Annotated in this window: 17 protein-coding genes; 2 read left to right on the plus strand and 15 right to left on the minus strand. The window is 62.6% G+C overall.

Going from position 1 to position 14,385, the window contains the following annotated elements:
• From ccmE to ccmA, 5 genes are all read right to left on the minus strand, one after another.
• Positions 1-456, minus strand: coding sequence for a cytochrome c maturation protein CcmE (gene ccmE, locus ACSSVH_RS18170; protein ID WP_169955959.1), 456 nt, complete (start codon positions 454-456; stop codon positions 1-3).
• Positions 453-629 carry a heme exporter protein CcmD gene (ccmD, locus tag ACSSVH_RS18175; protein WP_029292593.1) on the minus strand — a complete coding sequence of 59 codons (177 nt, stop codon included), beginning with the start codon at positions 627-629 and terminating at the stop codon, positions 453-455. The genes ccmE and ccmD overlap by 4 nt, the downstream gene beginning before the upstream one ends.
• On the minus strand, positions 626-1,381 hold the full coding sequence (locus ACSSVH_RS18180) for a heme ABC transporter permease (protein WP_057438825.1): 756 nt from the start codon (positions 1,379-1,381) through the stop codon (positions 626-628). Before ACSSVH_RS18180 ends, ccmD begins: the two co-directional genes overlap by 4 nt.
• A gap of 85 nt (positions 1,382-1,466) precedes the next feature.
• The gene (gene ccmB / locus ACSSVH_RS18185) at positions 1,467-2,135 is read right to left on the minus strand and encodes a heme exporter protein CcmB (RefSeq protein ID WP_029292588.1); all 669 of its coding nucleotides are present in this window, start codon (positions 2,133-2,135) and stop codon (positions 1,467-1,469) included.
• Entirely contained in the window at positions 2,132-2,767 is a 636-nt protein-coding gene (gene ccmA, locus ACSSVH_RS18190; RefSeq protein ID WP_169955957.1) for a cytochrome c biogenesis heme-transporting ATPase CcmA, read from the minus strand. The genes ccmB and ccmA overlap by 4 nt, the downstream gene beginning before the upstream one ends.
• A gap of 197 nt (positions 2,768-2,964) precedes the next feature.
• Here ccmA and fliK point away from each other — a divergent pair, with 197 nt between their 5' ends.
• Both fliK and ACSSVH_RS18200 read left to right on the plus strand, forming a co-directional pair.
• Entirely contained in the window at positions 2,965-4,536 is a 1,572-nt protein-coding gene (fliK, locus tag ACSSVH_RS18195; RefSeq protein WP_169955955.1) for a flagellar hook-length control protein FliK, read from the plus strand.
• Positions 4,533-4,862, plus strand: a complete 330-nt coding sequence (locus tag ACSSVH_RS18200; RefSeq protein ID WP_170056962.1) for an EscU/YscU/HrcU family type III secretion system export apparatus switch protein — start codon at positions 4,533-4,535, stop codon at positions 4,860-4,862. The genes fliK and ACSSVH_RS18200 overlap by 4 nt, the downstream gene beginning before the upstream one ends.
• Before the next feature lie 404 nt (positions 4,863-5,266).
• On the opposite strand, the gene ACSSVH_RS18205 is transcribed toward ACSSVH_RS18200, so the two are convergent.
• From ACSSVH_RS18205 to ACSSVH_RS18250, 10 genes are all read right to left on the minus strand, one after another.
• Positions 5,267-5,659, minus strand: coding sequence for a DUF2802 domain-containing protein (locus tag ACSSVH_RS18205; RefSeq protein ID WP_169955954.1), 393 nt, complete (start codon positions 5,657-5,659; stop codon positions 5,267-5,269).
• Positions 5,660-6,145 carry a chemotaxis protein CheW gene (locus tag ACSSVH_RS18210; RefSeq protein ID WP_029292578.1) on the minus strand — a complete coding sequence of 162 codons (486 nt, stop codon included), beginning with the start codon at positions 6,143-6,145 and terminating at the stop codon, positions 5,660-5,662.
• 75 nt (positions 6,146-6,220) lie between these two features.
• Entirely contained in the window at positions 6,221-7,021 is an 801-nt protein-coding gene (locus ACSSVH_RS18215; protein WP_432754474.1) for a CheW domain-containing protein, read from the minus strand.
• A 138-nt stretch (positions 7,022-7,159) separates the two neighbouring features.
• A complete protein-coding gene (locus tag ACSSVH_RS18220) occupies positions 7,160-7,948 on the minus strand; it encodes a ParA family protein (RefSeq protein ID WP_133714231.1) in 789 nt (262 codons plus the stop codon).
• 51 nt (positions 7,949-7,999) lie between these two features.
• Positions 8,000-8,887 carry a flagellar motor protein MotD gene (gene motD, locus ACSSVH_RS18225; RefSeq protein ID WP_169955950.1) on the minus strand — a complete coding sequence of 296 codons (888 nt, stop codon included), beginning with the start codon at positions 8,885-8,887 and terminating at the stop codon, positions 8,000-8,002.
• Positions 8,888-8,902: 15 nt separating this feature from the next.
• On the minus strand, positions 8,903-9,643 hold the full coding sequence (locus ACSSVH_RS18230; protein WP_029292570.1) for a flagellar motor protein: 741 nt from the start codon (positions 9,641-9,643) through the stop codon (positions 8,903-8,905).
• The gene (locus ACSSVH_RS18235) at positions 9,643-10,764 is read right to left on the minus strand and encodes a protein-glutamate methylesterase/protein-glutamine glutaminase (protein WP_169955948.1); all 1,122 of its coding nucleotides are present in this window, start codon (positions 10,762-10,764) and stop codon (positions 9,643-9,645) included. Before ACSSVH_RS18235 ends, ACSSVH_RS18230 begins: the two co-directional genes overlap by 1 nt.
• Positions 10,765-10,813: 49 nt before the next feature.
• Positions 10,814-13,024, minus strand: coding sequence for a chemotaxis protein CheA (locus tag ACSSVH_RS18240; protein WP_169955947.1), 2,211 nt, complete (start codon positions 13,022-13,024; stop codon positions 10,814-10,816).
• Between the two features lie 12 nt (positions 13,025-13,036).
• Complete coding sequence (locus tag ACSSVH_RS18245) at positions 13,037-13,825, minus strand: protein phosphatase CheZ (protein WP_169955945.1); 789 nt, start codon at positions 13,823-13,825, stop codon at positions 13,037-13,039.
• 18 nt (positions 13,826-13,843) lie between these two features.
• The gene (locus ACSSVH_RS18250) at positions 13,844-14,218 is read right to left on the minus strand and encodes a chemotaxis response regulator CheY (RefSeq protein ID WP_005790040.1); all 375 of its coding nucleotides are present in this window, start codon (positions 14,216-14,218) and stop codon (positions 13,844-13,846) included.
• Positions 14,219-14,385 lie beyond the last annotated feature (167 nt).

Genomic DNA, 14,385 nt, shown 5'->3' on the forward strand with positions numbered 1-14,385 from the left:
TTAACCCTCCTTGGCTGGGGTTGGCGCGGATTGGCCGCTGTCTTTAAGGGCCTTGGTCACTTCCGGCGGCATGTATTTTTCATCGTGCTTGGCCAGCACTTCATCGGCTACCACCACGCCCTGGGCGTTGATCTTGCCCAGGGCCACGATGCCCTGCCCTTCGCGAAACAGGTCCGGGAGGATGCCGCGGTAGGAGATGGTCACGGATTTGTTGAAGTCGGTAACCACGAAAGTCACGTCCAGGGAGTCGCCGGAGCGCTTCAGGGAGCCGGCCTCGACCATGCCACCGGCGCGGATCCGCGTGTCTTGCGGCGCCTCGCCATTGGCGATCTGGGTCGGGGTATAGAACAGGTTGATGTTCTGCTGCAAGGCGCTCAAGGCCAGGCCCACGGCAATGCCGACGCCCACCAGGATGGCAAGGATGATCAACAGACGCTTTCTACGCAGCGGATTCACTTATCGGTCTCCCGGCGCAGACGACGCGCCTCTTGTTGCAGGTAACGCTTGCGGGCCAGGATCGGCGCAACGACGTTGAGGGCCAGGACGGCCAGGCTGATGCCATAGGCGGTCCAGACGTACAGGCCGTGGTGGCCCATGGCGAGAAAATCACTGAAAGAGGCGAAACTCATCCACGGGCTCCCAGGCTGTTTTGCACTTCGACCTTGACCCAACTGGTACGGGCCTCACGCTTGAGCACTTCGAGGCGCATGCGCATCAGCAGCACCGCGCCGAAGAAGCAGTAGAAGCCCAGGACCATCAGCAGCAGCGGCGCCCACATTTCCACGGGCATCGCCGGTTTTTCGGTGAGGGTGAAGGTGGCGCCCTGGTGCAGGGTGTTCCACCACTCCACCGAGTACTTGATGATCGGGATATTGATCACGCCGACAATCGCCAGCACCGCGCAGGCCTTGGCCGCGCTGTCACGATTGCTGATCGCGTTGCCCAGGGCAATCAGCCCGAAGTACAGAAACAGCAGGATCAACATGGACGTTAGTCGCGCATCCCAGACCCACCACGAGCCCCAGGTCGGCTTGCCCCAGATCGCCCCGGTCAGCAGTGCAACCGCCGTCATCCACGCACCGATGGGCGCCGCGCATTGCAGGGCGACGTCGGCCAGCTTCATCTTCCACACCAGCCCGACAATGCCGCACACCGCCAGCATCACGTAGCAGGACTGGGCCAGCAGCGCGGCGGGCACGTGGATATAAATGATGCGAAAGCTGTTGCCCTGCTGGTAGTCGGGCGGAGCGAAGGCCAGGCCCCAGACCAGGCCGATACCGATCAGCAGGAAGGCGGCGACGGCGAGCCAGGGCAGCATTTTGCCGCTGATGCCATAGAACCACTTGGGCGAGCCGAGCTTGTGAAACCAGGTCCAGTTCATTGCTGTTTCCATCACGGTTGCTTCTTGTCGTTGCAAGAAGCTTAGGGTCTTTACTGACGCAGTGAAAACACCGGGTCAGACCTCATTATTCGCCGACGCTGATTTTCAGGCCGGCCGCTATAGCAAAGGGTGTCAGGGTTACCGCCAGGGCGGTCAGGCTGCCAAGCCACAAGAGGTAACCGGTCGCCGGCATTCCCATGAGCGCGGCCTGCAAGGCGCCGCTGCCCAGGATCAACACCGGGATATACAAAGGCAAAATCAGCAAGGCCAGCAACAGCCCCCCACGTTTCAGGCCCACGGTCAGTGCCGCACCCACCGCCCCCAGCAGGCTCAGCACCGGGGTGCCAAGCAACAACGAGGCCAGCAATACCGGCAGGCATTCGGAAGGCAGTCCCAACATCATCGCCAGCAGCGGCGCGAGCAGGACCAGCGCCAGGCCGGAGAAGGCCCAGTGTGCCAGTACCTTGGCCAGTACCAGAAGAGGCAGGGGGTGCGACGAAAGGACCCACTGTTCAAGGGAACCATCTTCGAAATCACTGCGAAACAGCCCGTCCAGCGAGAGCAGGACGGACAAAAGGGCCGCGACCCACACCAGCCCCGGAGACAAGGTTTGCAACAGTTTAGTCTCGGGGCCGACCGCCAAAGGGAACAACGCGATGACAATCGCGAAGAACACCAGCGGGTTGGCCAACTCCGCCGGGCGGCGACACAGCAAACGGGCTTCGCGGGCGACCAACAGGGCAAACACACTCATACCGACCACCGGCCCAGGTCCAGGTCGCGGTAACCGGCAGGCATACGGGTCAAGGTGTGGTGGGTGGTGAGGACCACCATGCCGCCTTGCTCGCAATGCCGGGCCAGGTGTTCTTCGAGTTGCGCCACGCCCTGTTTGTCGAGGGCCGTGAAGGGTTCGTCGAGGATCCACAGCGGCGGGCCCTCCAGGTACAGGCGGGCCAGGGCCACCCGGCGCTGCTGGCCGGCTGACAGGGTATGACAGGGGACGTCTTCGAAGCCCTTGAGGCCCACGGCGGCCAGGGCCTGCCAGATAGATGCGCGCGGGGCCGGATGATGCAGGGCGCTGAGCCAACTGAGGTTTTCTTCGGCCGTCAGCACATCCTTGATCCCGGCGGCGTGGCCGATCCACACCAGGTTGCGCGCCAGCTCCGTGCGTTGTTCGTGCAGCGGCTTGCCGTTGAGGCGCACCTGGCCTGCCGTCGGCTGCATCAACCCGGCCAGCAGGCGCAGCAAACTGGTCTTGCCGCTGCCGTTGGGCCCACTGATCTGCACCATATCGCCGCCCGCCAGACGCAGTTCGAGGTGTTCGAACAGCATCCGCAGGTCTCGCTCACAGGCAAGCGCAACGGCTTCAAGTAGTGGACTGGTCACAAGATCGCGGGCCTTTACGGTTCAAGTCGGCGGCGGAACGGCCGTTAAAGAGATGCACAATAACTGCATTGGCGGCCTGTTTTAGAGAGCTGGATCAATCAGTTGTGATGTTTTTGACACGCTCTTTGCAGACGGGCGGCATTATACATGCGATGCCCTACTCTAAAGAGGGCAATTTCCTTGAGACGGCGGCCACGATGACCGGTGACATCAACCTTCCAACGCTGCCCCCAGCCCCGGCCACCGGGCCCAGGCCTGCGCCTGCGGTGGGTGAACTGCTGAAACTGCTGGAGCCTCAGGCAGGGTTGATCGACGCCGGAAAAACCGTGAACGCCGAGGTGCTGGCGCTCAAGCAAGGCGGTGAAGCCTTTCAGCTATTGCTCAAGCTGACCCTCGAAGGTGGCCGGCAAACCCTGGTGCAGGCCGCCAGCAGCCAGCCGCTGCCCCTGGGCAGCAACGTGGCGGTGAGCCAGACGGCGTCGGGCGACCTGGCGATCAGCCTGCAACAGGCGCTCAGCGCCAATGTCGCGGCCCTGACCCGTATCGACACCACTCAATTGCCGGTGGGCAGCTTGCTGCAAGCCAAGGTGCTGACCTCGCAGATGCTGCCTCAGGGCGCCGGGCAGCCGGCGCTGTACCGCTCGCTGGTGTCGGTGCTCAACAGCGCCCTGAGTGGCACCACCCTGACCCTGGAAAGCCCGCAGCCGCTACGCGTCGCCAGCTTGTTGAGTGCCGTGGTGCAAGGCGCGCAGACCCTGGATTTCGTGCCCCTGAGCGGGCTGCGCGATCAACTGGCGGTCAGCCAGCAACTGGCCGCCCAGCAAAGCCGCCAGGGCTCGCTGGAAGGCCTGTTCAATGCCTTGAAGAACCTGCCCGATGACACCTCGGCGCCGTTGCGCGCCGCCGTCGACCGCTTGCAGGCCGGGCTGCCGGATGTGGCGCAGGTCAGCAATCCCAAGGTGCTGGCACAACTGCTGTACAACAGCGGCGTGTTCCTCGAAGCCAAGCTGCTGGCCGGGCAAAACCCGCAAGTGCCGCCGCTGGATATGAAGGGCAGCCTGCTGCGCCTGGTCAACGAATTGCTACCCGCCCTGCCCGCCAGCACCAACCTCAATGCAATCCTGGCCGCCAATACCCTGGCGCAGATGCTGCCCAGCTTTGTCCGCAGCCCGCTGGGCACCCTCGGCCAAGTGGGCGCCCGCACCGCACCGGGCGGCTTCCCGTTACCGGAGCGCCTGCTGCAGCGCCTGGACGGTGAAAACAGCCTGGAAAACCTGTTGCGCCTGGCCGCCGGCGCCATCTCACGCTTGCAGAGCCATCAACTGTCGAGCCTGGAACAAAGCGGCACCACCGCCGATGGCCGCCTGCAAACCACCTGGCAACTGGAAATCCCCATGCGCACCTTGCAAGACATCGTGCCGCTGCAGGTCAAGTTCCAGCGCGAAGAACCGCCGCCGGACAAGGACGAGCCGGAGCGCAAGATCGAACGCGATGCGAAAAAGATGCTGTGGCGCGTGGAACTGGCCTTCGACATGGAGCCCCTGGGCCCGTTGCAGGTCCAGGCACAATTGAGCCAGGGCAAACTGTCCAGCCAGTTGTGGGCCACCCGCCCGTTCACCGCCAGCCTGATCGAAAGCCACCTGGGCAGCCTGCGCGAACGCCTGGTGTCATCGGGCCTCAACGTCGGCGACCTCGACTGCCACCTCGGCACCCCACCCCGTGGGCCGAAGACCGGGCTGGAACAACGCTGGGTGGATGAAACCGCATGAAGAGCCCCAACCCACCGCGCCAGGCCATCGCCCTCAAATACGACGGCAAAGCCGCCCCCGCCCTGACCGCCAAAGGTGACGACGCCCTGGCCGAAGCCATCCTGAAATTGGCGCGGGAACATGAAGTCCCGATTTATGAAAATGCCGAACTGGTGAAATTACTGGCGCGCATGGAACTGGGCGACAGCATTCCCGAAGAGTTGTACCGCACCATCGCCGAGATTATTGCGTTTGCCTGGACGCTCAAAGGCAAATTCCCGGCGGGGTATGACCCCAATGCCGAGCCGGTGGAGCGGGATGTGACGGCGCGCGGGGATGATTACTGACGTTTCGAGGATGCACACAGATCAAAAAATGTGGGAGCGGGCTTGCTCGCGAAAGCGGTGGGTCAGTCGGTACATGTATTGGCTGACACACCGCCATCGCGGGCAAGCCCGCTCCTACATGGGAACTGCGCCAGACGCTGGCAGTGGGGACGACAAAAAATAAGTGTAGGAGCTGGCTTGCCTGCGATAACGGTGGACCAGTCGCTACTGCCTTGGCTGACACACCGCTATCGCGGGCAAGCCCGCTCCCACATGGGAATTGCGGTGGGCACTGGCAGCGGGGCGACAAAAAACAAGTGTAGGAGCTGGCTTGCCAGCGATGGCGGCGGGTCAGTCGGTATATGTATTGACTGATCCACCGCTTTCGCGAGCAAGCCCGCTCCCACATTTGAATCGGTACAGGCTCAGCTTTTGTGCAATTTGCTCATCAACTGTGCCTCGGCCTGGGTCAGGCCGCAGGATTGGGTCAGTTCGTCCACCGTGGCGCCCATGCCCACCAGCTTGGCCGCCTGGGCAAAGGACAGGTTGGCCGGGTCGCGCTGTTCCAGCGCCGACAGCTTGTCGGGCAAGGGGGCAACGATCGAGCGCAGTTCGTGCACGTCCTCCCCTACCCGCACCGCGCTTTGCTGGTAGTTGTCCACGCGCTTGGCCATCTCGCGCAGGCGCTGGTCGCGCACGGCGTCGCGCTCGGCCTGTTGCAGGGCCGATTCGCGTTGCTGGCGCATATGGCGCAACAGCACCACCACGGTCCCGACCCACAGCAGGGCCAGGACGATTACCGCTACCTCAAGCATCAATCAGATGTTCTCCAGGTCCGACCACTCTTCTTCACTCATCATCTTGTCCAGCTCAACCAGAATCAGCAGCTCGCCGTTCTTGTTGCACACGCCCTGGATAAACTTGGCCGATTCTTCGTTGCCGACATTCGGCGCCGTCTCGACTTCCGACTGGCGCAGGTAAACCACCTCGGCCACGCTGTCGACCATGATCCCGACCACTTGCTTGTCGGCCTCGATGATGACGATCCGCGTGTTGTCGTTGACTTCAGTCGGCATCAGGCCAAAGCGCTGGCGGGTGTCGATCACGGTCACGACGTTGCCGCGCAGGTTGATGATGCCCAGCACGTAGCTCGGCGCACCCGGCACTGGCGCGATTTCGGTGTAGCGCAGCACTTCCTGCACGCGCATCACGTTGATGCCGTAGGACTCGTTGTCCAGTTTGAAGGTCACCCATTGCAGAATCGGATCATCCAAACCCTGTGCGGACGCTGACGACTTGTTCATACCCCTGACCCCTTCAAATACCGTTGATAACGGCGTGTGTTCTTCTTTGGCAGCACCGTGGCGCTGCGCCTCTTATCAAGTACGTTTGTTACCTGGCAGATCTTTTACCGCACCGCTGGCAATCAGCTCCGCCAATTCGGCGACATCCAGCAGCGCGCACATGTGTTCGATCACGGTGCCCGCCAGCCATGGCCGCTGGCCACGGTGGCTGCGCCATTTGATTTCGTTGGGGTCCAGGCGCAGCGAACGGCTGACTTGATGCACCGCCAGCCCCCATTCGTAGCCCTGCACCGAGATCACGTATTGCAGGCCCTGGCGAAAATCATCGCGATAGCGGTCGGGCATCACCCAGCGCGCGGTATCCAGCACCTTGAGGTTGCCGGCCTGGCTCGGCAGGATCCCGAGGAACCACTCCGGCTGGCCGAACAACGGCGTCAATTCCTGTCCCTCCAGGGAGTAGATCGACCCCAGGCACACCAACGGCACCGCCAGCGTCAACCCGGCCACATCGAACAGCAGGCATTCGAACGACTCGGCCGCCCACGCTGGCCGGCCATCGGTTTCCACCGGTGGCGGGGTAATGCTCGGCGGTCGATGCACTTCGGCCACCGGCGGCACCAGCGCCAAGGGTGCAGGCGCTTGCACGACCGGGGCAACGACCGGCACCACCAACGCATCACGGGCCTGCTCTTCGAGGACCGCCAGTTGAAACTCGTCCAGGCCAGCCTCAGCCTCGACCACAGGCACTGCCAGCACTTCATCCAGCACCAGGATCGGCTCGGGCAGCAGCTCCTCGGTCGCATCCTGCAGCAGTGCGTCCAAGTAGGACTGCAGCGCCAGTTGCGGCCGGGTCTTGATATCGACAGGACGACTCATCTGTATGCCCACGCGCACGCACCGTTAACCGTGTATTCAAAGGTTATCGGCCTGCCCGCACGCGGACTTGAATCAAAAGTCCGTGAGATCAGGCAAAACCCATCGCGGGCAAGGCACGCAATTAGAGAGTTGGTCATTTCATGCCACCTGCGCCACAAGTTGCTGGGCCAGCAGATGCTTGAGCAAGGCGCGGTACGCCAGCACGCCACGGCTCTTGCCATCGAATTGCGAGGGCGCGAGGCCGGCGCGGCTGGCGTCACGCAGGCGCGTGTCCACCGGGATATAGCCTTGCCAGATGGTTTCGGGGTAGGCATCGCGCAGTACGCGCAGGGTGCCGAGGGAGGCCTGGGTGCGACGGTCAAACAGGGTCGGCACGATGCTGAACGGCAACGCCTGTTTGCGCGAACGGTTGATCATGGTCAGGGTGCTGACCATGCGCTCCAGGCCCTTGACCGCCAGGTGCTCGGTTTGCACCGGGATCACCAGTTGCTGGCTGGCCGCCAGGGCATTGACCATCAGCACGCCGAGCAATGGCGGGCTGTCGATGATGGCGTAGTCGAAGTCCTGCCACAGTTGCGCCAGGCTCTTGGCGATCACCAGGCCCAGGCCACTCTGCCCCGGCGACTGGCGCTCGAGGGTGGCCAGGGCGGTGCTGGAGGGCAACAGGGAAATCTTCTCGTTGCTGGTGGGCAACAGCAGTTGCCCGGGCAAGCCTGTGGGGACGCTGCCCTTGTGCAGGAACAGGTCGAAGCAGCTGTGTTCCAGCGCATCCGGGTCGTAGCCGAAATAACTGGTCATCGAGCCGTGGGGATCCAGGTCGACAATGACCACGCGCTTGCCCGCCTCGGCCAGCAGGCCGGCTAAGGCGATGGAGGTGGTGGTCTTGCCGACCCCACCTTTTTGATTGGCAACTGCCCAGACTCTCATTCGGATTGTTCCTCCCGGCAGGCACTGGCTCGACCGAGAAATAGCACGAGGTTATAGAGCCGGTGACGGAGAATTGACGGCACTCCCGCGTTCCGGCGGCTTTACGGGCGTCGGTGCAGTTTGTGTGCCAGCCCGCTTCATTGCTGCATCAGGTTGTGCATTGGCCGCACCGGTGGCGGTCAGGCTGCGCCGCACATCGAGGTTGCGCGACACCACCAACACCACCCGCCGATTGCGCGCGCGGCCTTCGGCCGTCGCATTATTGGCCACCGGCTGGAATTCGCCATAGCCCACCGACGCCAGGCGCCCAGGGTTGACCCCCTGCATGGCCAGCATGCGCACGATGCTCGCCGATCGCGCCGACGACAACTCCCAATTGGTGGGAAATTGCGCGGTATGAATCGGCTGGTCATCGGTAAAGCCTTCGACGTGGATCGGGTTGTCGAAGGGCTTCAAGATGGCCGCCACCTTGTCGATGATGCTGAAGGCAATATCGCTGGGCAGCGCGTCGGCACTGGCAAACAGCAGGCTGGAGTTGAGCTCGATCTCCACCCACAGCTCGTTGCCGCGAATAGTCATCTGGTTGGAGCTGATCAGGTCGCCAAACGCCGCGCTGATATCGTCGGCGATGCTCTTGAGCGGGTCGCTGCCGCCACTGATGCCGGCGTCGGTCTCGTCGCTGTCCTTGACCAACGGTTTGGCCGGGGTGGTGGTCTTGGGCCGCTCGTCGCCAATGGGGATTGGCTTGAGCGCCCGGTCCGAGTCGGTAAATACCCCTACCAGGGCTTCGGAGATGACCTTGTACTTGCCTTCGTTGATCGAGGAAATGGAGTACATCACCACGAAAAAGGCGAACAGCAAGGTGATGAAGTCGGCGTAGGACACCAGCCAGCGTTCATGGTTGACGTGCTCTTCAGGCTCGCGGCGGCGACGGCTCACAGGCAATACCCCCCATCAATCCATGAAGCCCTGGAGCTTCAATTCGATGGACCGCGGGTTCTCGCCCTCGGCAATCGACAGGATGCCTTCGAGCAGCATTTCCCGGTAACGGGACTGGCGCATGGCAATGGATTTGAGCTTGCTGGCAATCGGTAGCAGCAATAGGTTGGCACTGGCCACACCATAGATGGTGGCGACGAACGCCACGGCGATGCCGCTGCCGAGTTGCGAGGGGTCGGCCAGGTTGCCCATCACATGGATCAAGCCCATCACCGCACCGATGATGCCGATGGTCGGCGCGTAGCCGCCCATGCTTTCAAAGACTTTGGCCGCGTTGATATCACGGCTTTCCTGGGTGTAGAAGTCCACTTCAAGGATGCTGCGGATGGCTTCCGGCTCCGCGCCGTCGACCAGCAGTTGCAGGCCTTTGCGCGCGTAGCTGTCGGGCTCGGCATCGGCCACGCCTTCAAGGCCCAGCAGGCCTTCCTTGCGCGCGGTAAGGCTCCAGTTGACCACGCGGTCGATGCCGCCGGCCAAATCCACGCGCGGCGGGAAAATGATCCACACCAGGATCTGCATCGCCCGCTTGAACGAGCTCAGGGGCGACTGCAAAAGCGCCGCGCCGACGGTGCCGCCGATCACGATCAACGCTGCCGGACCATTGGCCAGGGCGCCAAGATGGCCGCCTTCCAGGTAGTTGCCGCCAATAATGGCGACAAACGCCAGAAGAATCCCAACCAGGCTCAACACATCCATCAGTGACAGGCCTCCACCAGATGCTTGCCGATGTCATCCAGGCTGTAGACCGCGTCGGCCAGGTCGGCCTTGACGATGGCCATGGGCATGCCATAGATCACGCAGCTGGCTTCATCCTGGGCCCAGATCGAGCTGCCGCCCTGCTTGAGCAGGCGTGCGCCTTCGCGACCGTCGGCGCCCATGCCGGTGAGGACCACCGCCAGAACTTTGTCGCCGTAGGACTTGGCCGCCGAACCGAAGGTGATATCCACGCACGGCTTGTAGTTCAGACGCTCGTCACCCGGCAGGATTTTCACCGCGCCGCGACCGTCGACCATCATTTGCTTGCCACCTGGGGCCAGCAACGCCAGGCCCGGACGCAGAATGTCGCCGTCTTCGGCTTCCTTGACGCTGATGCGGCACAGCTTGTCCAGGCGCTCGGCAAAGGCCTTGGTGAATGCGGCGGGCATGTGCTGGATGAGCACGATGGGCGCGGGGAAGTTGGCCGGCAACTGGGTCAAGACCCGCTGCAAGGCCACCGGGCCGCCGGTGGAGGTCCCGATCGCCACCAGTTTGTAGGCCTTGCGCTTGGGCGCAGGCGAGGCCGGACTCGGCGCTGCTGTACGCGCCGGGGCCACGGCAGGCCGTGCCACCGGGGCTGGGGCCGGGCGCCCGAAACTGCTGCTGGTCGGTGCCGGCGCCGCTACCGGGGCGGGAGCCACCGGCGCGCGGAAGCTGCTGCGGTTGCTGCGCGAGATGCTGTGCACCTTCTCGCAGAGCATCTGCTTGACCTTTTCCGGGTTGCGCGAGATGTCTTCGAAATTCTTCGGCAGGAAGTCCACGGCGCCAGCGTCCAGCGCGTCGAGGGTCACTCGGGCGCCTTCGTGGGTCAGCGACGAGAACATCAAGACCGGGGTCGGGCAACGCTGCATGATGTGGCGCACGGCGGTGATGCCATCCATCATCGGCATCTCGTAGTCCATGGTGATCACGTCCGGCTTCAATGCCAGGGCCTGATCAATCGCCTCTTTGCCGTTGGTGGCCGTTCCGACCACCTGGATGTTGGAATCCGCTGAAAGAATTTCCGAGACGCGGCGGCGGAAGAAACCCGAATCGTCCACCACCAGAACCTTGACTACCATAACCACTCCGTTAGGCCGGGCGAGGGACAACCGCCCTGCCCGGGCCGAATCAAATACGCCGTGCGGCGTAACGCTTGAGCATGCTCGGAACATCGAGAATCAGCGCGATCCGACCGTCACCGGTAATGGTCGCACCCGACATGCCTGGCGTTCCTTGCAGCATCTTGCCCAATGGCTTGATGACCACTTCTTCCTGGCCAACCAGTTGATCGACGACAAAGCCGATACGCTGGGTGCCCACGGACAGGATCACCACGTGGCCTTCGCGCTGCTCTTCATGAGCGGCGGACGCCACCAGCCAACGCTTGAGGTAGAACAGCGGCAGGGCCTTGTCCCGCACAATCACCACTTCCTGACCATCGACCACATTGGTGCGCGACAGGTCGAGGTGGAAGATTTCGTTGACGTTGACCAGCGGGAAGGCGAACGCCTGGTTGCCCAGCATCACCATCAGGGTCGGCATGATCGCCAGGGTCAACGGCACCTTGATGACGATCTTCGAGCCCTGGCCCTTGGTCGAGTAGATATTGATCGAGCCGTTGAGCTGGCTGATCTTGGTCTTCACCACGTCCATGCCCACGCCACGGCCGGACACGTCGGAAATCTCGGTCTTGGTCGAGAAGCCCGGGGCAAAAATCAGGTTGTAGCACTCAGTGTCGGTGAGGCGGTCGGCGGCGTCCTTGTCCATGACGCCGCGCTTGACCGCGATACCGCGCAGGATATTGGAGTCCATGCCTTTGCCGTCATCGGTGATCGACAGCAGGATATGGTCGCCTTCCTGTTCGGCGGCCAGGATCACTTTGCCCAGGCGCGGCTTGCCGCTGGCTTCGCGCTCTTCGGGGGTTTCCACACCGTGGTCGACCGCGTTGCGCACCAAGTGGACCAGCGGGTCGGCCAGGGCCTCGACAAGGTTTTTGTCGAGGTCGGTTTCTTCGCCCACCAGTTCCAGGGCGATCTCTTTCTTCAACTGCCGGGCCAAGTCACGGACCAGGCGCGGGAAGCGCCCGAAAACCTTCTTGATCGGCTGCATGCGCGTCTTCATCACCGCGGTCTGCAGGTCGGCAGTGACCACGTCGAGGTTCGACACGGCCTTTTGCATGGCTTCGTCGCCGCTGTTCAGGCCCAGGCGCACCAGGCGGTTACGCACCAGCACCAGTTCGCCGACCATGTTCATGATGTCGTCCAGGCGCGCGGTATCGACCCGCACGGTGGTTTCGGCTTCACTGGCCGGGGCTTTCTCGGCAGCTGCCGGCGCGCGGGCTGGCGCCGGGGCGGCGGCACGGGCCGCAGCCGGTGCAGCAGCCTTGGCGGCAGCGGGTGCCGGCTTGGCCACCGCTGCGGTGGCGGTCGCGGTGGCTGCGGCGCCAGGCGCTACTTCGGAGAACTTGCCCTTGCCGTGCAATTCGTCGAGCAGGGATTCAAATTCATGGTCGGTGATCAGGCCATCCGCCGCCGGTGCCGCAGCAGCAGGCGTGGCAGCGGCAGGTGCAACCGCCGCAGCGACTGCCGGCAGGGCATCGGCGGCAAACGAGCCTTTGCCGTGCAACTGATCCAGCAGTGCTTCAAATTCGTCGTCGGTAATGTCGGTGCTGGCCGCTGGCGCTGCCGGCTCCACAGGCGCCGGTGTGGCTGCCACGGCGTCCGGGGCGAACTGGCCCTTGCCGTGCAACTGGTCGAGCAATGACTCGAACTCGGCGTCGGTGATGTCTTCGCTGGTCGGCACCATGGCCGGCGCAGCCGCTGCCGGTGCTTGTGCCTCGGCCTTGACGGCATTGAGGGAGTCCAGCAGTTGTTCGAATTCGCTGTCGGTAACGTCGGGCTCAGCCACCGGCTCAGGCGCCGCCTCAACCACCGGGGCGGCAGATACAGCGGCAGGCTCTGCCAGGCGCGCCAGGGCGGCCAGCAGTTCCGGGGTGGCAGCCGTAATCGGTGCGCGTTCGCGCACTTCATTGAACATGCCGTTGACCGCGTCCAGGGCTTCGAGGATCACGTCCATCAATTCCGAATCAACGTGACGCTCACCCTTGCGCAGGATGTCGAACACGTTTTCGGCGATGTGGCAGCACTCCACCAGCTCATGGAGCTGGAGGAAGCCGGCGCCCCCTTTTACAGTGTGAAAACCGCGAAAAATTGCATTGAGCAGGTTCGCATCATCCGGTCGGCTTTCCAGCTCGACCAGTTGCTCGGACAACTGCTCTAGAATTTCGCCGGCCTCTACAAGGAAATCCTGAAGGATTTCTTCATCGGCGCCGAAGCTCATATTGCGTGCTCCTTAGAAGCCTAAACTGGACAGCAAATCGTCTACGTCATCTTGACCTGACATAACGTCTTCACGTTTATCGGCATGAATCTGCGGACCTTCACCCTTGGCGAGGTGTTTTTGTGGATCTTTTTCCGAGAGGATCGCTTCGCGGTCGTGTTCGATGCCGGCAAAACGGTCGACCTGACCGGCCATCAGCACCAGTTTGAGCAGGTTGCTTTCCACTTCGGTGACCAGCAGGGTCACGCGCTTGATCACCTGGCCGGTCAGGTCCTGGTAGTCCTGGGCCAGCAGGATGTCATTGAGGTTGCTGGAAACCGTGCGGTTTTCCTGCTCGCTGCGTGACAGGAAACCCTCGACCCGGCGCGCCAGCTCGCGAAATTCTTCAGCACCCACTTCGCGCCGCATGAAGCGACCCCAGTCAGCGCTCAACGCCTTGGCCTCATTGGCCATGCCGTTCACCAGGGGCGTGGCGTTTTCCACCAGGTCCATGGTGCGATTGGCTGCCGCCTCAGTCAGCCTGACCACATAGGACAGGCGTTCGGTGGCATCGGTGATCTGCGAGATTTCCTCGGCCTGGGGCATGTGCGGGTCGATCTGGAAATTGACGATCGCACTGTGCAACTCACGGGTGAGCTTGCCCACTTCCTGATACAGGCCGCGGTCGCGGGTCTGGTTGAGCTCATGGATCAACTGCACTGCGTCGCCGAACTGGCCTTTTTCCAGGCTTTCGACGAGTTGGTGAGCATGTTTTTTCAGGGTCGACTCAAAGTCGGCCTGCGATGATTCTTTATGCTCCATAGCTCCCCCGTGGCAGCATCAATGACCGATGCGTTCGAAGATTTTTTCAATCTTCTCTTTCAAGGCCAGTGCAGTGAATGGCTTGACCACGTAGCCGTTGACCCCGGCCTGGGCGGCTTCGATGATCTGTTCACGCTTGGCTTCAGCGGTCACCATCAGCACAGGCAGGCTGCGCAGCTTTTCATCAGCGCGCACGTGGCGCAGCAGATCGATACCGGTCATGCCAGGCATGTTCCAGTCGGTTACCAGAAAGTCGATGCTCCCGCTGTTGAGGATCGGAATCGCCGTAATGCCGTCATCCGCCTCGACCGTGTTAGTGAACCCAAGGTCACGCAACAGGTTTTTTATGATCCGCCGCATCGTTGAGAAGTCATCAACGATGAGGATTTTCATGTTCTTGTCCAATTCGACCTCCAAGCAGTCTTAAACGCGTCCAGCACCTGGGCGCGCCATATCATTCAACAGGCATTACACAAAAAGGACTGCTGGGGCACATCACGGGCCGCTCCCGCCGGGCTTGCGCCGTGGCGGTTATCGTTCGCACTGTCCCCACACTGCCT

Source organism: Pseudomonas sp. HC1(2025) (assembly GCF_058742075.1).